Annotated in this window: 17 protein-coding genes; 4 read left to right on the top strand and 13 right to left on the bottom strand. The window is 63.8% G+C overall.

The window, feature by feature from the left end:
- Window positions 1–59 precede the first annotated feature (59 nt).
- A complete protein-coding gene (gene chrA / locus VMH34_03530; protein ID HTT07843.1) occupies window positions 60–1,289 on the top strand; it encodes a chromate efflux transporter in 1,230 nt (409 codons plus the stop codon).
- 7 nt (window positions 1,290–1,296) lie between these two features.
- Here chrA and VMH34_03525 read toward each other — a convergent pair whose 3' ends face one another.
- From VMH34_03525 to VMH34_03485, 9 genes are all read right to left on the bottom strand, one after another.
- Window positions 1,297–3,963, bottom strand: a complete 2,667-nt coding sequence (locus VMH34_03525; protein HTT07842.1) for a molybdopterin-dependent oxidoreductase — start codon at window positions 3,961–3,963, stop codon at window positions 1,297–1,299.
- A 5-nt stretch (window positions 3,964–3,968) separates the two neighbouring features.
- Entirely contained in the window at window positions 3,969–4,325 is a 357-nt protein-coding gene (gene nirD / locus VMH34_03520) for a nitrite reductase small subunit NirD (GenBank protein HTT07841.1), read from the bottom strand.
- Between the two features lie 6 nt (window positions 4,326–4,331).
- Window positions 4,332–6,794, bottom strand: a complete 2,463-nt coding sequence (nirB, locus tag VMH34_03515; GenBank protein ID HTT07840.1) for a nitrite reductase large subunit NirB — start codon at window positions 6,792–6,794, stop codon at window positions 4,332–4,334.
- A gap of 14 nt (window positions 6,795–6,808) precedes the next feature.
- The gene (locus VMH34_03510; protein ID HTT07839.1) at window positions 6,809–8,515 is read right to left on the bottom strand and encodes an ABC transporter ATP-binding protein; all 1,707 of its coding nucleotides are present in this window, start codon (window positions 8,513–8,515) and stop codon (window positions 6,809–6,811) included.
- A gap of 99 nt (window positions 8,516–8,614) precedes the next feature.
- The gene (locus VMH34_03505) at window positions 8,615–9,634 is read right to left on the bottom strand and encodes an ABC transporter permease (protein HTT07838.1); all 1,020 of its coding nucleotides are present in this window, start codon (window positions 9,632–9,634) and stop codon (window positions 8,615–8,617) included.
- Window positions 9,635–9,663: 29 nt separating this feature from the next.
- Entirely contained in the window at window positions 9,664–11,076 is a 1,413-nt protein-coding gene (locus VMH34_03500) for a CmpA/NrtA family ABC transporter substrate-binding protein (GenBank protein ID HTT07837.1), read from the bottom strand.
- Window positions 11,077–11,423: 347 nt separating this feature from the next.
- Window positions 11,424–12,683, bottom strand: a complete 1,260-nt coding sequence (locus tag VMH34_03495) for a CmpA/NrtA family ABC transporter substrate-binding protein (GenBank protein HTT07836.1) — start codon at window positions 12,681–12,683, stop codon at window positions 11,424–11,426.
- Window positions 12,684–12,695: 12 nt separating this feature from the next.
- Complete coding sequence (locus VMH34_03490; GenBank protein ID HTT07835.1) at window positions 12,696–13,322, bottom strand: ANTAR domain-containing protein; 627 nt, start codon at window positions 13,320–13,322, stop codon at window positions 12,696–12,698.
- Window positions 13,323–13,330: 8 nt separating this feature from the next.
- Window positions 13,331–14,644: a hypothetical protein gene (locus VMH34_03485; GenBank protein HTT07834.1), complete on the bottom strand. Its 1,314-nt coding sequence runs from the start codon at window positions 14,642–14,644 to the stop codon at window positions 13,331–13,333.
- 384 nt (window positions 14,645–15,028) lie between these two features.
- Here VMH34_03485 and VMH34_03480 point away from each other — a divergent pair, with 384 nt between their 5' ends.
- Both VMH34_03480 and VMH34_03475 read left to right on the top strand, forming a co-directional pair.
- Window positions 15,029–15,244, top strand: a complete 216-nt coding sequence (locus tag VMH34_03480; GenBank protein ID HTT07833.1) for a zinc ribbon domain-containing protein — start codon at window positions 15,029–15,031, stop codon at window positions 15,242–15,244.
- 34 nt (window positions 15,245–15,278) lie between these two features.
- Window positions 15,279–15,383 carry a 30S ribosomal protein THX gene (locus VMH34_03475; GenBank protein ID HTT07832.1) on the top strand — a complete coding sequence of 35 codons (105 nt, stop codon included), beginning with the start codon at window positions 15,279–15,281 and terminating at the stop codon, window positions 15,381–15,383.
- Window positions 15,384–15,406: 23 nt separating this feature from the next.
- On the opposite strand, the gene mscL is transcribed toward VMH34_03475, so the two are convergent.
- Complete coding sequence (mscL, locus tag VMH34_03470) at window positions 15,407–15,802, bottom strand: large-conductance mechanosensitive channel protein MscL (GenBank protein HTT07831.1); 396 nt, start codon at window positions 15,800–15,802, stop codon at window positions 15,407–15,409.
- Between the two features lie 78 nt (window positions 15,803–15,880).
- Here mscL and VMH34_03465 point away from each other — a divergent pair, with 78 nt between their 5' ends.
- Entirely contained in the window at window positions 15,881–16,471 is a 591-nt protein-coding gene (locus VMH34_03465; GenBank protein HTT07830.1) for a DUF488 domain-containing protein, read from the top strand.
- A gap of 14 nt (window positions 16,472–16,485) precedes the next feature.
- Here VMH34_03465 and VMH34_03460 read toward each other — a convergent pair whose 3' ends face one another.
- The 3 genes from VMH34_03460 to dapB all read right to left on the bottom strand — a co-directional run bounded on the left by VMH34_03460 (window position 16,486) and on the right by dapB (window position 19,175).
- The gene (locus VMH34_03460; protein HTT07829.1) at window positions 16,486–17,268 is read right to left on the bottom strand and encodes a DNA-binding domain-containing protein; all 783 of its coding nucleotides are present in this window, start codon (window positions 17,266–17,268) and stop codon (window positions 16,486–16,488) included.
- Complete coding sequence (locus tag VMH34_03455) at window positions 17,265–18,119, bottom strand: DUF692 domain-containing protein (protein ID HTT07828.1); 855 nt, start codon at window positions 18,117–18,119, stop codon at window positions 17,265–17,267. The genes VMH34_03460 and VMH34_03455 overlap by 4 nt, the downstream gene beginning before the upstream one ends.
- 246 nt (window positions 18,120–18,365) lie before the next feature.
- Window positions 18,366–19,175, bottom strand: a complete 810-nt coding sequence (gene dapB / locus VMH34_03450) for a 4-hydroxy-tetrahydrodipicolinate reductase (protein ID HTT07827.1) — start codon at window positions 19,173–19,175, stop codon at window positions 18,366–18,368.
- Window positions 19,176–19,238: the final 63 nt, after the last annotated feature.

Raw genomic sequence — 19,238 nt, 5'->3', positions numbered from 1 at the left:
GCTCTCTCAAGTCAATTGGCATCATAGGACGCGCTGCGATATGTTCTAAGATGATCTCCGTGAATGCCGATCCGTTCGAAACAGGCGCCGGGGAGGACATGACCGCCCGAAATTCCGGCGCCTTGGAAGTTCTGGCCGAGGCACTCAAGCTCGGCATGACCTCATTCGGCGGTCCAATCGCGCATCTGGGCTATTTTGAGCGCGTCTACGTCCGGCGGCTGCGCTGGCTGAGCGCGGAGGAATACACAGGCTTGGTGGCGCTCTGCCAATTGCTGCCCGGCCCCGCCAGCAGCCAGGTCAGCTTCCTGATCGGCCTCCGTAGGGCGGGATGGCCCGGCGCGATCGCGGCCTTTCTGGGATTCACGCTGCCGTCCGCGCTGCTGATGTACCTCTTCGCCGTGTTCGCGCCCAGGGTGCAGGGCTCGATGATGGGGGGCGTGCTGCACGGCCTCAAGCTGGTGGCGGTCGCGGTCGTGGCGCAGGCGGTCTTGAGCATGGCGCGGCGGCTCAGCCCCGATCCCCTCCGTGCGCTCATCGCCGCTGCGGCGATGACCATATTGCTGATCAGCGGCGGCACCTTGATGCAGATGGGTGTCCTCGTTCTGGGCGCTGTCGGTGGACTCGCCGGGTGCCGGCGCGTGCACTGGCCGGCCATGCGCCTGCACGACTCCATCGGCAACCGCGCCGCCGGCGCGGCGCTGGCGCTGTTTCTCGCCCTGCTCATGGGCCTGCCGCTGGCGGCGGCGGCGCTGCCCGGCGGGATGACGGCGCTGGCGGACATTTTTTACCGGGCCGGGGCGCTGGTGTTCGGCGGCGGGCACGTCGTGCTGCCGTTGCTGCGCGACGCGCTGGTGCCGGGCGGCTGGATGACGGACGATGCCTTCCTGGCCGGCTACGGTTTCGCGCAGGCGATGCCGGGGCCGCTGTTCACGGTGTCCGCTTACCTCGGCGCTGTAGTCGCGCCTCAGGGAGGCATGCTGCCAAGTGCGGGCGTCGCGCTCGGGTTCATGTTCCTGCCGGGCCTGCTGATCGCCATTGCCGGTCTGCGTCTTTGGGCCCTGATCAACGCCGCCCCGCTCGCGTCGGGCGCGCTGGCGGGCGTCAACGCCGCTGTGGTGGGCATCCTGGGCGCGGCGTTGTGCACCCCCGTCTGGACGACTTCCGTTCACGATTACCGCGACGCGGTCATCGCCGTGGCGGGCCTGCTTCTGCTCGAACGCTGGCGCGTGCCGCCCATCGCCGTCGTGATCCTGTGTGTCGTCGTCTCGGCCGCGGTGACACCGCACTGACGGCGCGTCACGGAACGGAATCGATGAGTTCGCGGATTTCGGCGCGGCACGAGCCACAATTGGTGCCGGCGTAGAGCACGCGAGCGATGTCGTCCACCGAGCGGCAGCCGTCCCTGGCCGCCTTTATGATGTTGTTGCGGCCGACGCCGAAACAGGAGCACACGATCTGGCCGGTATCGCGTCCGTTGCGCGGTGGCCGGCCCGACAACAGCGCCATACGATCAGAAGCGCTCAGCGGTTCATCGCCGTCCGTCAAGCCATCCAGCCACTCCAGCGACGGCCGCGCTTCGCCACCGCTTCCGGCGAAGACGCAGGCGCGCAGACGGCCATCGCGCAGCAGCGCCGCGCGATAACGGCCGGCGGCCACGTCTACATATTCGATCAATTCCTCGCCGGGGGCGGGGGGCGGCAGCCACGCCGCCGCGCTTGCCGGCCCTTGTGCGGGCCAGCTCAATCCGGCGGCGTGCAGATGCAACCCGTTGCGGCCGCGCACCCCCACCCAGCGCGTGCTGCCCGCAGGTGGTTCTGTGACCCCGAATAACACCGCCTCCCATGCCGGTTGCAGCGGTTGGATGCGCACCGGCGTATGCTTCAGCTCCGGCTGGCCGGAATGCGGATCGACGGCCGGATTGACCACGGCATCGACGCGCGCCAGCGCCGCATATTGATCGTTCCAGTGCATGGGCATGAACAGCTCGCCCGGTCGCTGCGTCGCGCTGATGTGAACGCGCCCCACGGCGCTGCCCCAGCGGCTCTCAATGCGCGCGAGTTGGTTGTGGGTGAGGCCGTGCGATTGCGCATCGACGGGATGCACGTCGATATACGGCTCCGGCGTGTGCGCCGACAGCCGCGCCGATTTGCCGGTGCGCGTCATGGTGTGCCAGTGATCGCGGACGCGGCCGGTGTTGAACACCAGCGGATAGTCCCGATCGGGCACGTGGGCGGGCGGCTGCGGCTTGATCGGCACCAGCCGCGCCTTGCCGCCGACGTGGAAGAACCGTCCGTCGGTGAACATCCGCGCCGTGCCGGATGATGAAAGATCGGCGGAAGGCACCGGCCATTGCACCGGCCGCAACGCGTCATAGGCGCCGTCGTCAATGCCGGCGAGACCGCCCAGATCGAGATCGCGGCGGCCGTGGTTTTCGCAGGCGCTGAGCGCGGCGTGCTCGCGGAAAACATCGGCGGCGCTCTGATAGCCGAAGGCGTCGCCAAACCCCATGCGGCGCGCCACTTCGCTTACGATCCACCAATCCGGCTTTGCCTCCCCCGGCGTGGGCAGGAAGGTGCGCTGGCGCGAGATGCGGCGCTCGGAGTTGGTCACCGTGCCGTCCTTCTCGCCCCAGGCCAGCGCCGGCAACAGCACGTGTGCCAGCGCCGTGGTGTCGGTATGGCGCACGCAATCGGACACGACCACCAGTTCACAGCCGGAAAGCGCCGCGCGCACGGCGTCGGCATCCGGCAGGCTTACCACCGGATTGGTGGCCATGATCCACACCGCCTTGATCTCGCCGCGGCCGATGGCATGGAACATCTCGACGGCCTTCAGTCCCGGCTGATCCGCGATCACCGGCGAATTCCAGAACCGCTGCACACGTTCGCGATGATCGGGATTGTTGATGTGCATGTGCGCGGCGAGCTGGTTGGCCAGCCCGCCAACCTCGCGCCCACCCATGGCGTTGGGCTGGCCGGTGAGCGAAAAAGGCCCCATCCCCGGTTTGCCGATGCGCCCGGTGGCGAGGTGGCAGTTGATGATGCTGTTGACCTTGTCGGTACCGCAGGAGGACTGGTTGACGCCCTGCGAATAGCAGGTGACCACCCGCGGCGTGCGCGTGAACATGCGGTAGAATGCCGCCACGTCCTCCGCGTCCAGACCGCAGGCCGCAGCCACCGCCGGAATCGACGGCGCACTGTTGCTGGCGGCCGTGAACGCCGCCGAGTAACCCTCGGTGTGATGCTCGAGAAAATTCCAGTCCAGCGCGGACTCGCGGTTCAAGTGGTGCAGCAGGCCGTTGAACAGCATGGTGTCCGTGCCGGACTGGATGGGCAGAAACAGGTCCGCCTCCACGGCGGTGGCGGTGCGGCGTGGATCGATGACGACAATCTTCATCTCCGGCCGCAGGCTGCGCTCCTCCATGATGCGCTGCCACAGTACCGGATGGCACCAGGCGGCGTTGGAGCCGACCAGCACCAGCAGATCGGCGAGTTCGAGATCGGCGTAGCTGCACGGCACGGTGTCGGCGCCGAAGGCACGCTGATGGCCGGCGACGCTGGAGGACATGCACAGACGCGAGTTGGTGTCGATGTTGGCGGTGCCGATGTAACCCTTCATCAGCTTGTTGGCAACGTAGTAATCCTCGGTCAGCAACTGCCCGGAGACATAGAAGGCCACGGACTGGCGGCCGTGCGCGCGGATGATGCGTATGAATTCCCCGGCGACGAGGTCCAGGGCCTCGTCCCAGGACACGCGCTGTCCGTGCAGTTCGGGATGCAGCAGCCGATCCTCGAGATCGAGGGTCTCCCCCAGCGCCGTTCCCTTGGAGCACAGCCGGCCGAAATTGGCGGGGTGACCCGGATCGCCGCGCACTGCCACGGCGCCGTCGGCCTGCCGGGACGCGAGTATGCCGCAACCCACGCCGCAGTAAGGGCAGGTGGTGGCGACGGCCGTGGCGGTCATGTCGTTCACCGCGCCGCGGCGCAACGTTGTTCCAGTGCCGGTCCGACATCCTGCACCGCAAGGCGCAGCAGGACGCGGCCGTTTTCGATTTTGACCTCGTGCCGGCGGGTGCAGCCCTGGTCGGCGCCGGTGGCCTCGCCGCTTTCGAGCGAGATCACCCAGTTGTGCAGCGGGCAGGCGACGCGGCGATCGTAAACGATGCCCTGCGACAGCGGACCGCCCTTGTGCGGGCAGTGATCGTCCAGCGCGAACACCGCGTCATCGGCGGCGCGAAACACGGCGATGTCGCCCTGCGCCGTGCGCACCACCCGTGCCCCCAGCCGCGGTATTTCCTGCAACGGCCCGATCTCGACCCAGCTCATGAGCGATCAGGCGACCGCCCGCGGCATCGCCGGGACGGTCTTCAGCGGTGCGAATTCCCCGCGTTGCAGGCCGGCGGCGCGCTCCGCCCACGGATCCTTTTGCGCGTGCTTCTGGGAGGCGAGGAAGCGTGCCGCCAGGCGCCGGCGGTTTTCCGCGTCATTGACAATGGCCTTCTTGACGAATTCGAGCCCGACGCGCTCGATCCATGGCGCCGTGCGCTCGAGATAACGCGCGTCCTCGCGGTAAAGCTGCATGAAGGCGGCGCAGTATTCCTCCACCTCCTCCATGGTCGTGACCTTGCACAGCAAATCCGTCGCGCGCACCTTGACGCCGCCGTTGCCGCCGACGTGCAACTCCCAGCCAGAGTCGACGGCGACCACGCCGAAGTCCTTGATGGTCGCCTCGGCGCAATTGCGCGGGCAACCGGAGACGGCCATCTTGGTCTTGTGCGGCGTCCACGCGCCCCAGGTCATCTTTTCCAGCCGGATGCCCATGGTGGTCGAGTCCTGCGTGCCGAAGCGGCACCACTCGGAGCCGACGCAGGTCTTCACCGTGCGCAGCGCCTTGCCGTAGGCGTGACCGGAGACGAAGCCGGCCCGCGCCAGATCGCCCCACACACTCGGCAGGTCCTCCTTCTTCACGCCCAGCAGATCGATGCGCTGGCCGCCGGTGATCTTCACCGTCGGCACCTGGTATTTCTCGGCGACGTCGGCGATGGCGCGCAACTCATGCGCATTGGTGACCCCGCCCCAGATGCGCGGCACCACCGAATAGGTGCCGTCCTTCTGGATGTTGGCGTGCGCCCGCTCGTTGATGAAGCGCGACTGGGCGTCGTCGGCGTATTCGCCGGGCCAGGCGCAGACCAGGTAATAATTCAGCGCCGGCCGGCACACATGGCAGCCGTCCGGTGTTTTCCATTCGAGGAAGGCGCGCACGTCCGGCAATGTTTTGAGGGCGTTGTCGACAATCGCGCGGCGCACCTCCTCGTGCGTGTAATGCGTGCAGGTACAGAGCGGCTTGGTCCTGGGCGTCTGCGTATAGTCGGCGCCGACGGTCGAGGCGAGCAGCTCCTCGACCAGGCCCGTGCACGAACCGCACGAGCTCGACGCCTTGGTGTGTGCGCGCACCTCATCCAGCGTAAACAGTTTCTTCTCGATGATGGCCCGGACGATCGTGCCTTTGCAGACGCCGTTGCAGCCGCAGATCTCGGCGCTGTCCGGCATCACCGCCATCTGGCTGATCTTTTCGCCATGCCCGGAGTCGCCGACGTGCGCCTGACCGAACAGCAGTTGATCGCGCAGGTGCGCGACGTCGGTCTTGTCCTTCATCAACTGGAAATACCACGAGCCATCGACGGTGTCCCCGTACAGCACACCGCCGACGATGCGATTGTCCTTCAGCACCAGCTTCTTGTAGACGCCGCGGGTGGCATCCTTGAGCACGATGTCCTCGGTGCCGGTGCCGCCCTGGAAATCACCGGCGGAGAAAAGATCGATGCCGGTGACCTTGAGCTTGGTGGAGGTGACGGATCCGCTGTAGCGCGCGAAACCGAGTTCGGCCAGATGATTGGCGCAGACCCTGGCCTGCTCGAAGAGCGGCGCCACCAGGCCGTAGCTCTGGCCGCGATGCTGCACGCACTCGCCGATCGCGTAGATGCGGGGGTCATAGGTCTGCATCGTATCGTTGACCAGCACGCCCCGCTCGCAATACAGGCCGGCGGACTTCGCCAGATCGATGTTCGGCTTGATGCCGACGGCCATGACCACCAGATCGGCGGCAATCTCCTCGCCGTCTTTGAAACGCACCGCGCGCGCGCGCTCCCCGCCCAGAATGGCCTCGGTCTGGCGGCTGGTGTAAAACCTGAGCCCGCGTGTCTCCAGTGATTGGCGCAGCAGCGCCGCGGCGGCGGTATCGAGTTGCCGTTCCATGAGCGTGTCGAGCAGGTGCACGACGGTGACGTCCATCCCGCGTTTGGACAGGCCGTTGGCGGCTTCCAGGCCGAGCAGGCCACCGCCGATGACCACCGCCCTGCCGCCTCGTGCCGCCGCCGCCAGCATGCGATCGACGTCGTGAATGTCGCGGAAGGTCACCACCCCCGGCAGGTCGCGCCCCGGTATCGGCAGCATGAATGGATTCGATCCGGTGGCGAGAATGAGCCGGTCATAAGCGGCCTCCAGCCCGTCCGCGGTGTGCACCCGCCGCGCCTTCCGGTCGATCCGGATGACCATCCTGCCCTTGTGCAAAGTGATCCCGTGTCCGGCATACCAGGCGTCGTCATTCAAGATGATCTGATCCACGGTCTTCTCGCCGGCGAGCACTGGCGAAAGCAGGATGCGGTTGTAATTGGCGTACGGCTCGGCGCCGAAGACAGTGACGTCGTATTTGTCGGGCGCCAGCTTGAGCAGTTCTTCCAGCGTGCGTACACCGGCCATGCCGTTGCCGATCAGGACGAGTTTTTCCTTGTGCATGGGTTCTCCTTTATTCAGGGGTGATCACATTCGGTGAGGAAATCGATGAGCCCTTCGCGCAGGCGGTAGTAATCCGGATGATTGAGCAGCGCCTTGCGCGTGCGCGGGCGCGGCAGATCGACGTTCATGATCCTGCCGACGCGCGCATTCGGGCCATTGGTCATCATCACCACGCGATCGGCGAGCAGGATGGCCTCATCGACATCGTGAGTGACCAGCACGGCGGTCAGTTGCGCGCGCGCCCACACCTCCATCAATACCTCCTGCAATTCCCAGCGGGTCAACGAATCGAGCATGCCGAAAGGTTCATCCAGCAGCAGCAGTTTGGGCGACAGGGCGAAGGCGCGGGCAATGCCGACGCGCTGCTTCATGCCATTGGAGAGTTCCGCGGCTTTTTTATGCATGGCGTCGGCCAGCCCGACCCGCGCCAGGTAATAGGCGATGATGTCGCGGCGTTCCTGTGCGGAAACGTGTGGATATACGCGATCGACGCCGAGGCGGACGTTGTCATACGCCGACAGCCACGGCACCAGGCTCGGTGACTGGAAAACGACGCCGCGATCCGGACCGGCGGCGTTGATCTCGCGGTAATTGAGGGTGATGCCGCCTTCGCTGATCTCGCTCAGACCCGCGACCATCGACAACACCGTGGACTTGCCGCAGCCGGAGTGACCGATGATGGAAACGAATTCACCTTTGCGGATGTGAAGATCGAATCCATCCACTACTTTCACCAGCCCCTTGCGCGTCGGGTAGATTTTCGACACGCCGGCGAAGTCGACGTAGCGTTCGAGTTCCGTCTCCGGCAGCACGTCATGGTGGACGGTGCCGATCGGTTGCAGCTCGCGGGCGGTAACGGGCAACACATCAGGCAGCCTGATCTCCTGATCCGCGGCCGACTGGCGATCCATGCCGACGTCCATCAGATACTGCGTCACTTCCCTGCGCAGGTGCTTGAACGCCGGATCGTGGTTCATCGCCTTGCGATCGCGCGGCCGCGGCAGATTGACCGCGAACTCGGGGCCCAATGTCGCGCCGGGGCCGGGTTTGAGCGGAATGATGCGGTCAGCGAGCATGAGACCCTCATCGACGTCGTTGGTGATGAGGATGACGGTCTTTTTCTCCCGCTCCCAGATCCGGACGATTTCATCCTGCAGTTTCGCGCGTGTCAGCGCATCGAGCGCGGACAGAGGCTCGTCGAGCAGCAGGATGTCCGGGCTCATGGCGAGCGCGCGCGCCACCGCCACGCGCTGGCGCATGCCTCCTGACAACTCCGCCGGCCGTTTTTCCATCGCCGGCGTCAGGTTCACCATGTCGATGTACTTCTCGATGCGCGCCCTGCGCCCGGCGGGTGACAGATGTCTGCAGACCTGATACACCGCCAGCGCCACGTTCTGGTGCACTGTCATCCATGGCATCAGCGAATAACTCTGGAACACAACGCCGCGATCCGGCCCCGGCCCGGTGATAGTCCGGCCGTTCTTGAGCACCTGCCCCGCATCCGGGGGGATCAGCCCCGCGATGAGCGAGATCAGAGTGGTCTTGCCGCTGCCGGAGAAACCGACGATGGCGATGAACTCGCCCTCACGGATGGCGAGATTGATGTCCTTGAGCACGGCGGTGGCGTGCGCCCCGCTGCCATGGGACTTGCTGATGCCCTTGAGTTCGAGCAGCGGCGTCGGGGCCGCTGACACAATCGCATCGGCGGGCGCGGTTCCCATTTCCTCCACCAGCGCTTCGGTTTTCCGTCTCTTCAATCGCGACACCGCCATGGTCATCATTTCAGCTTCCTTTGGATTGCCTTGAACCCGATATCCGGCTTACGTGCGCCGCTCGCCATAAGTAAACAACTGCTGCGCGGTCAGCATGAGGCGGTCCAGCAGAAAACCGATGAGGCCGATGGTCAGCACCGCCACCATGATGCGCGCCAGTGACTGTGAGCTGCCGTTCTGAAATTCATCCCAGACGAACTTGCCCAACCCCGGGTTCTGCGCCAGCATCTCGGCGGCGATCAGCACCATCCAGCCCACGCCCAGCGAGAGGCGCAGGCCGGTGAAGATGAGCGGCAGCGACGAGGGGATGATGATCTTGATAATGCGCGTCACCCAGGACAGTTGCAGCACGCGCGCCACGTTGATGAGGTCCTTGTCCACGGAGGCGACGCCGACGGCAGTGTTGATCACCGTCGGCCACAGCGAACACAGCGTCACCGTGACCGCCGACACGATGAACGACTTTGGCAGCCAGCCGTCGTTGCTCGCGTATGCCGCGCTCACAATCAAGGTCACGATCGGCAGCCAGGCCAGCGGCGACACCGGCTTGAAGACCTGGATCAGCGGGTTCAGCGCCGCCATGACGATCCTGCTGGTGCCGCACAGGATGCCAAGCGGCACGGCCACCACGGAGGCCAGCAGGAAGCCGGTGAACACGGTCTTCAGACTGGTCAGGATTTGATCGAAGAACGTCGGCTTGCCGGTCCAAGGCCGGATCTCGACCTTTGCCCGGGAATCCTTGGCGAGCAACTCCGCATTGCGCTGCCGCTGCCGTTCATAGAAGGCACGCGCCTTGGCGCGCTCTTCATGGTGGCTCTGCACCAGATTGCGGAACTCCCGCCATACCTGCGCCGGCCCCGGGATGGTGCCCAGACTGGTCTGCACGCCGGCGGCGGTGACGTTCCACAACCCCAGGAACAGCACAATCGCCACCAGTGGCACGCCCATCAACATCCACAAGCTCTTCAATTGCGCCTTCGGATCCTCTCCGACACACAATCGGATCACCGGCGCGAACCAGGTCAGTCCGGCCTGATCGAGAAAGTTCGTCACGCGCGCGACATTCATCAGGTCATCTCCTCATCGCAAATTCAGCATCACGGATTCTTCGCCGGCCGCGGCGCGGCACCGTCCTGCTGACCGATCGCAAACTTGGTCAGATATTCATTGGGCTTTTTGCCGTCATACTCGACGCCGTCGATAAAGGCATTGGTCGGCGGTTTGTAGCCGTCGGTCTGCGGCAGGTCTTCGGCCTTCATCCTGCCCTCCTTGATGAGCGCCTCTGCGGCGGCCCGGTAGATGTCCGGGCGGTAGACCTTCTTCGCCGTTTCGTCATACCAGGAATCCGGTTTGGCCTCCGAAATCTGGCCCCAGCGCCGCATCTGGGTGAGGTACCACACCGCGTCGGAGTAGTACGGATAGGTGGCGTGGTAGCGGAAAAACACGTTGAAATCCGGCAGCGAACGCTTGTCGCCCTTTTCGTACTCGAAGGTGCCGGTCATGCTGTTGGCAATGACATTGGCGTCAGCGCCGACATACTCCGGACGCGAGAGGATCTTCACGGCTTCCGCGCGATTCCTGCCGTTATCGGCGTCCAGCCACATGCCGGCGCGGATCAGCGCCTTGGTGATGGCAATCATGGTGCGGGGATTCCTGTCGGCGAAGGCCCTGGTCACGCCGAACACCTTCTCTGGATTGTTCTTCCAGATTTCATAATCAGTGACGACCGGCACGCCGATGCCCTTGAAGACGGCCTGCTGGTTCCACGGCTCGCCCACGCAGTAGCCCAGGATCGTGCCGGCCTCCAGCGTCGCCGGCATCTGCGGCGGCGGCGTCACCGACAACAGCACGTCGGCGTTGATCTGCCCGGAGATGTCGGTCGGCGAGTAATAGCCGGGGTTGAGGCCGCCGGCCGCCAGCCAGTAGCGCAGTTCATAGTTGTGCGTGGATACCGGGAACACCATGCCCATGTTGAATTTCCTGCCCTTGGCCCGATAGTTGTCGACCACCGGTTTCAGCGCCGCCGCCGAGATGGGATGCACCGGCTTGCCGTCAGCGCCCGTCTTGATGTTGGCCTTCATGGCGTTCCAGACCTCGGTCGACACGGTGATGCCGTTGCCGTTCAAATCCATGCTGAAGGGCGTGATGATTTCGGCCCTGGTGCCGATGCCGATGGTCGCGCCGATGGGCTGGCCGGCGAGCATGTGGGCGCCGTCGAGCGAACCGTCGATCACCCGGTCGATCAGCACCTTCCAGTTGGCCTGCGCCTCCAGAGTCACGTAGAGGCCCTCGTCCTCGAAGAAGCCCTTTTCATAGGCGATGGCGAGCGGCGCCATGTCCGTCAGCTTGATGAAGCCGAATTTGAGTTCCGCCCTTTCTACATTCTCGGCGGCGGGAGCGCTGACACTGGTCGCGCCCAACAGCAGGACCAGTGCCGCCCTCAGGCCGCATCGCGGTTTCCAAAGGCGATGGCGGGTCACGTAATACGCGGTTGAAAACAGCTCTTTCATCACATCCTCCGGTTGGCAATTTCACACAAATAAAAAAGGCGTCGGCGGGGGCGATAACGCTGCCACCTGCCGGACGCCTTTGTCCGCAAGCGATACCGCAAGGGCTGACCTCGCCGTTCGCTTCAGCCGCACGACCCGCCGTTGGGTGATGAGCCTATGTGCCGGCAGCGGTGCGCACACACCGCCGGTTCCGAATCACTACCAGTGCAAACCTCTTGCCATCATTACAACCTTGCAGAAATACAACGTGTTACTCGCCCACGTCCCTGTTCGTCGGGATCGCAATGCACCGATTCTGTGCGCCGCAGCACCGTGTTGATCACTCCTGGCGCCTGATCAACTCCGCTTTACATGAGATTCGACCTCGCCCGTGTCGCCGCCGCCATGATGGGAAAGCCGCGGGCATAACCGGCGGGGTCATGGCCGTTCCAGTATTGGCCGTCGATCAAGGTCGAGTTGCGCAGCGGCGAAGACGGCAGCGGCACGCCGACGGCCGTGGCCGCCTGCGCGTACACATCGATGCGGTTCACCTGGCGGGCAACGGCGAGATAATCCGGATCCTGCTTGAGCAAACCCCAGCGCCGGTGCTGGGTCATGAACCACATGCCGTCCGACAGATAGGGATAGTTGACGCTGCCACCGCCGTGGAAACGCACCGCGCGTCCGTCGTTCCAGCCGTGGCCGAGGCCGTCCTTGTATTCGCCACGCAGACGCGGCAGCAGCAATCCGGTGTCGGTATTCACACAGCCGCGCGCTGCCAGGACATGCGCGACCATCTCGTGGTGCGCGGGATTGTCGATGTAACGCGCCGCCTCCAGGAGGGCCATCACCAGCGCCCGCGCCGTGTTCGGATACTGGCGCACGAATTCAGTGGTGGTGGCCAGCACCTTCTCCGGATGGTCCGGCCACACCTGCTGCGAGGTCGCGACGGTGAACCCCACGCCCTCGTGCACGGCCTGGGCGTTCCACGGTTCACCGGCGCTGTACCCGTCGATATCCGACAGCCGGAGCTGGGTGACCATCTGCGGCGGCGGCACGGTGAGGGTCTGCGCGTCCGCAAGCGGATCGATGCCGTGCGCCGCCAGCCAGTAGTACAGCCACATCGCATGCGTGCCGGTGGGAAAGGTGTGGGCGAATGCCAGTTCGCCGTGCCGGGTCGCAAGATGGCGCGACAGGGTGGCGGCATCGGTGACGCCGGCGTCGCGCAGATGATTGCCCAGCGTGATCGCCTGGCCGTTCTGGTTCAATGTCATCAACACCGCCATGTCATGGCGCGGTCCGCCGATACCGAGCTGGATGCCGTAGACAAGCCCGTAGAGGCTGTGCGCGGCGTCGATCGCGCCATTCATCAGCTTGTCGCGCACCGCCGCCCAGGAACCTTCCCGCTTCGGCCGGATGATGAGACCATGCTTGCGATCGAAGCCGAGGGCCGAGGCCACTGCGACGGGCGCGCAGTCCGTCAGCGGAATGAAGCCGACGATCACCTCGCGCCGTTCGGGCGCGTCCGAACCGCCGATGCGCAGGCCCACGCGCGACCGCGGCCGCAGCGGCGTCACCGTGGCGCGTGGCCGCGACGGCGGCGCACTGCCTGATGATTCATCATTCATGATCGTTTCCTTTCACACCAGCAAATCGGCCGCCGCGATCAGGCTGCGGGCCAGTTCCACAAGCTTGATGTTGCGATCCATGGCCATCTTGCGCATGGCCGCGTAGGCGGCCTCCTCGTCCATGCGCCGCTGCTTCATGAGGATGCCCTTGGCGCGCTCGATGCATTTGCGCTCGGCCAGCGCCGTACGCGCGTCTTCGAGTTCGCGCTGCAAGGCCTGGAATTGCTCGAAACGGGCGATGGCCACGTTCATGACCGGCAGCATGCGCTGCGGATCGAGACCGCCGACCACATAGGCGCTCACCCCCGCATGCACGGCGCTCTTGATCAGCGCCGGATCGTCATCGCGGGTGAACATCACCACCGGGCGCGGCTGTTCCCGGTTGATGGCATGCATGTCCTCCAGGATGTCGCGATCCGCCGAATCGAGATCGATGATGACCACGTCAGGCGCGAGGCGCGACACCTCGGCGCGCAGATCGGCGCCGCTGCCAAGGCGGGCAACGATTTGGTGGCTGGAGGCGATCAGCGCGCGCTCCAACACCTCCGCCCGCTCCGGAAAATCGTCGACCAGCATCACGCGCAGCGGCCGCTGCTGCTCGTTCACCGCCTGTTCGGTGGTTTGTGGCATCGCCGGCATTTGCGTCCTCAGAATTTGACCTCCACCCAGGCCCAGAACTTGGTCAGATCGAAGGCCTGTTTGAACTGATCGGTGGTGCTGTTCCGGGGCGCGTTGCGCGCCACATTGGTGGCGTTTTGATCGGCGCTGTAATCGGCGTACTTCAAACCCACCGTATAGTGTTCCTTGAATGTGTTGGTCAGCTGCACATCCCATTCCGTGCCGTAGTCGTAGCCGAGATTGTCGGACGAAAAGTTATGGTATATGACGGCCAGATTGGCGCCATAAACCTTGGCGGCAAAGGTGCCATACAGATCCTCCACGCCGTCCTTCGGTGTAATCAGGAATCGATCCGCCCAGCCCTGGAACGCATGATTCGTTCCCAGCGGCGTCTGGAAGGCCACCGGCACTGTCGTCCTGGTCTTGCCGATGGTCACGGTTGTGGGGCCGCTGCCTTCCAGAACCTCGTAACTGCCTTTGACCGTGATAGACTCGATCATCGGATTGCCGAGCATTTTGGTGATGCCCAGTTCGCCCAGATAATAATTTTCATCCAGCGTCACCGGATTGCCGCGCCAATCTTCCTGATGCGCGAATTCGCCGGTGTAAAGAATCCTGGCGGCCTGGGTCACGATGTCGTAGGTGCCCGAAAACCGCAGGCCGTAGGTGGTGGTGGTGAAGATCTGCGTGCCCGGGACGTTGCTGTCGAAATCGAGCAGATAGGCGTACGGCTCGAAGCTGCCCCACGTGAACCCGGTGTAGGTGACGTCCAGGGCATGACTGTCCATCCGGAAGTTGGCGCGGTCCGGGATCTTGTTGTCCTGGCCGAAGATGCGGTTGACGTTCCAGAGGTAGGCATAGTCAATTTTGGTCGCCGGCAGCGACTGGTTGACCGCGCGGAAGGCGTCGAAGCTCTGCCAGTTCTGCCGCCACAGGATGTTGCCCACATAGCGGTGGAACGGCGCCTGCCGGTGCTCGATCTCCTGCCGTCCCAAAGTCAGTGTGGTCTTCGGCAGGCCGCGGTAGCGCAGATTGGCCTGCTGCAGTTCCGTGCCCTCGGGATCCACTACCGTGGCGCGATTGGTCACACCGTTGATGCCGCCGTCGTTGTAGAGGTCGTTGCCGATCACCCGCACGTCCTCCAATTGCACATACGCGCCAAAATCGTGGTACAGCCCCGTGTTGTAGCCAATCGCCGTGCGCAGCGTACTGGCGTAGGCGTCCTTGAGCGCGGGCGTCTGCCCGTCATCGACATTCTCGAAACGATAACGCAGATACAAATCCGGCTTGCCGCCGGTCAGCGCCTGCCAGAAATCATCGGCGCGGACTGTGTTAACGAACATGATCAGACTGCATGCGACCACCCGCCTGCACCACACATGTGCCCCGAAACGGGCCATGCCATGAAGGGCCATAACGATTTCCTTTCAGTGTGAAATTTATTCATATCAACCCCGCCTCCGCGGATACGGATTAAGTGGTTGCTGAGTAAACCGTCGCTTCTTTGCGAGCAGCCCTTCATCAGGCATGAAAATACTCCGGTTGCTGCGCTGCAATATCCAAGCCAAGTCCTCATCCCATTGATTATTCAATGAGTCGGATTGGATCATTGATCGGACCAACGCACCGAAATGGTGTCATCCGCACGGGTAATGCCACGCTTTTGTGCGAAACGCGGTGGCGTTAGGATTGGGGAAACTGGAACTCGGTGATATTTTGGGACTGCCATGCCCATCTACGAATACGAATGCGACAAGTGCGGCCGGCAATTTGAAACGCTGGTGCGCGCCGATGCACAGGCGCAATGCCCCGGCTGCGGCAGCCATGCGCTGCACAAACAAATGTCCGCCTTCGCCGTTGGCGGCGGAACAACCGCTCAGCAGTCGGTGGAAGAAACTTGCGCGCGCTGCGGCAACGCACCCGGCTCCTGCGCGATAAACTGACCCTCACTCATCATAAAAAACATCGGGAGGATTCATGGGTAAAGGTGATAGAAGCAGTCGCCGCGGCAAACTCTTCCGGGGCAGCTACGGCAAAACCCGCCCACATAAACGGCCGAAGGCCCCGCCCAAAAAGAAATAGTTATTCCCCGGTGACAACCCGCATCAGCGGGTCTTCAACAGGTCGCGGATTTCCGCCAGCAGTTTTTCCTCGGTGGTCGGCGGCGCAGCCGGCGCCTCCTCCTGTTTCTGCCTGAGCCGGTTGATGGCCTTGACCACGAGGAAGATCGCGAAGGCGATGATGGTGAAGTCCACGACAGTCTGCACGAAGGTGCCGTAATTCAGCGTCACCGCCGGCACGTCGACGGCCGCCTGCTTCAGCGTGATCTTGAGGCCGGTGAAATCAACGCCGCCGAGCAGGAGGCCGATGGGCGGCATCAGCACATCGCCCACGAACGAGGACACGATCTTGCCGAAGGCCGCGCCGATGACGATGCCAACCGCCATGTCGACCACGTTGCCCTTGACGGCGAATTCCCTGAATTCCTTCATGAAGCTCATATGCTGTCCTCCCGTTTTGATTGAGATGACTTGTCCCGTGGCAGCATAATTACCGGAACAAGGTTATTCAACGCCACCATGCCTTCCCCAGTCACCGGGCTCTACACAATCGGCCATTCGAATCATGCGTGGGAAGAGTTTTTGTCGTTGTTACAACGGCACCGCATCACCCTCGTGTGTGATGCCCGTTCGCAGCCTTACAGCCGGCGATATCCGCAATACCGTCGTGAAACGCTGAAGAAAAATCTGGCCGGGGTGCATATTCAATATCGCTTCATGGGAGACACGCTCGGCGCCAGAACCGCGGACGCCTCGTGCTATCGGGATGGCAGGGTCGTATATACACGCCTCGCCGCCACTGCCGCCTTCCGAAACAGCCTGACTCAGTTGAGCGCGCGCGCCAGGGAAGAAAACACCGCCCTGCTGTGCGCGGAGCGCGATCCGATCACCTGCCACCGGATGATCCTGGTGACTCGCCACCTGCGTGACGGTGATTTCCTCATCCGCCACATCCTTGCGGATGGCACGACGGAAAGTAATGCGGCGGCGGAACAGCGCTTGCTGCAGGAATACGGCGCGGAAGATGATTTATTTACAACGGCCGCCGCGCGTATCGACGCGGCTTATGACTGGCAGTCACAGCGGATCGCTTTTGAGCGCAAGACTTGACACCGAAATCACTGTCAATCCAGATGGATGCGGCCCACGAGACCATCCACGATCCACTGTTTGAGCAGACCGGCCGCCCGTGCGGGCGCTTCCTCCGCGGGCATGCGGCCGCCCAGGAATTCGCAGAGTTCGCCGAAACTGCCGCCGTGCTGGCAGAGATCAAGCCCCAGGCGTTCGTCCTCCGGGAGCGAACGCCAGTAGATGAGCAGCCCCCGCCGCCACAGCAGCCAGGTGGTGGGAGTATCGCCGCGTTGGGGTGCCGGCAGCAGCTGCCCTTTCTGCACCGCCTGCAACAATGCCGGAATGTTCCATTGGAGTTCCAGTTGCCGCAGCGTGGGTTGGAAACCAATCTGCAGATCGCCCCAGCGTTCAGCCGGGATCTCAGCCATCGCCTCAAGTGTCAATGGCGGCGCATCGGGACCATCGAATACCCCGCCCTGCGCCCATTCGAAAGCGGCCATCTCGGCCAACTCCGGCCGGCCGCGGTAGGGGGCAGCGTCGCGCAAGAATCCGGAAAGATGCCGGCCGAACCAGCGTATTGAGGGATGGCTCGAAGGGTGGGCGGCGACATAGGCCTCGCCCATGGCCTGAAACGAATCGTCGCCGAGCAGGGCCTTGAGCGCGGGGAAATCCTTGCCCAGGGCCTCGATCAACCGCGCACCATAGGCATGGCCGTACACCGCCAATCGATCGACCGCCGAGGCCGGCGGCGCATCGACCACCTGCGCATTGATGGCGGTGTCGCCGTCAAGCAAGTAGGACTGGAACTCCTCTTGCAGCCGACGCAAGTCGGTCATGCGGCCTCCTCCGCCAGCGCGGGCGCGGCGATGCGGCGGGCGTGATCGAGTTCCGCCAGCAGTTCCGGCAACGGCGGGATGTGATCGTCGCGCTCGATCATGGTGGAGACGCGCCCGAAGCGGCGAACCGCGGCGCGATACAGCTCCCACACCGGGTCGATGATCGGGTGATCGTGCGTGTCCACGATGATGGGGCCGTCGTGAGTATGGCCGGCGAGATGAAACTGCCAGACCCGATCCACCGGGACGCCGCGCAGAAAATCGTGCGGATCGAAGCCGTGATTGTGCGCGCTGACATGAATATTGTTGACGTCGAGCAGAATCAGGCAGTCGGCGCGCCCGGCGATTGCCGTCAGAAACTCCCATTCGCTCATTGCCGAGTGTGTATAAGTGACGTAGCTGGACACGTTCTCCAGCAGGATTCTCCTGCCGAGATATTCCTGCACCTCGCGCACACGGCCGGCAACGTGCGCCACGGCTTCCTCGGTGTATGGCAGCGGCAGGAGGTCATGCATGTTCTTGCCATTGAGACCGGTCCAGCACAGATGATCGGAAATCCAGCGGGGTTCGACGCGCAATGCCAGCGCCTTGAGTTGCTTCAGGTATTCGCGGTCGAGCGGATCACTACCACCGATGGACAATGACACGCCGTGCATGACCACGGGATAATCGGCACGGATGCGATCGAGCATGTGCAGTGGCTTGCCACCAGCCACCATATAGTTCTCGGAGATAATCTCGAACCAGTCCACGGCAGGGTGCTCGTTGAGAATGGTTTCGTAGTGATCGGGACGCAATCCCAGCCCGAAACCGAGATAAGGCCGTTCTGCGGATGGACGTGGTTTCGTCATGGAAGGATTGGACATATATCGTAATGGAATGTTGCCGCCAACTCACCATATAAAGATGAGAACGAGTCCAGAAAAGTTACATGATCCGCCTGTCACGGGGAGAAATTCTTTAAGGCCGATGCAAAACGTCATGAGAGGGTTCAGCTGCTAGGCGCGACGATGCGAGAAAGCGAGACAGTACAAAGCAGTACGGCGAGCTTTCGAGCGAGGAGTAACAACGCAGATGACCCTCGCAGTAGTTTTGCATCAGCGCAGGCCGAGGACATCCTGCATGTCGTACAGACCGGCGGGCTTTTGCATCAGCCATTGCGCGGCGCGCAGCGCGCCGGCGGCAAAGGTGAGGCGGCTGGTGGCCTTGTGGCTGATCTCCACGCGCTCGCCCTCGCCGGCGAACATCACGGTGTGATCGCCGACGATGTCGCCGGCGCGGATGGTCTCGAAGCCGATGGTCTTGCGGGCGCGCTCGCCGGTCTGTCCCTGGCGCCCGTACACGGCGCAGTCCTTGAGATCGCGGCCGAGCGCGGAGGCCACCACCTCGCCCATGCGCAGCGCCGTGCCGGAGGGCGCGTCAAGCTTGTGGCGATGGTGGGCCTCGATGATCTCGACATCGACACTGTCGCCCAGCGCGCGCGCGGCCAGATCCAGCAGCTTGAAACACAGATTCACACCCACGCTCATATTGGGTGCAAACACGATGGCGATCTCGCGGGCCGCCGTTTCGATGTGCTTGCGGGCACCGGCATCCAGTCCGGTGGTGCCGATCACCATACGCCGGCCGGCCTTGCGGCAGGCATCGACGTGCGTCAGCGTCGCGGCCGTGGTCGTGAAATCGATGAGCACGTCGCAGCCGGAGAGCACTGCGGCGACGTCGTCGCGGACTGGCACGTTGAGGCGGCCCACGCCCGCAAGCTCGCCGGCATCGCTGCCGATGGCAGGCAAACCGGGCCGTTCCAGCGCGCCGCTCAAAACCATGCCGTCGGCTTGCCGGGCAAGCTCGATGATGGCGCGGCCCATGCGGCCGGCGGCGCCGCAGACGGCGATTCGGGTTGCAGGCATGCTGAGAGTCCGGATTTAAAGTTCAGGGGGCGCTATCTTAACAGGCCGCGGCGATTCCCCGCA

Source organism: Gammaproteobacteria bacterium (genome assembly GCA_035501935.1).
In the GTDB taxonomy this organism is placed as follows: Bacteria; Pseudomonadota; Gammaproteobacteria; order JAJPIJ01; family JAJPIJ01; genus JAJPIJ01.
The sequence above is the reverse complement of the archived record's forward strand: the minus strand, read 5'-3'. Positions and strand labels throughout refer to the sequence as shown.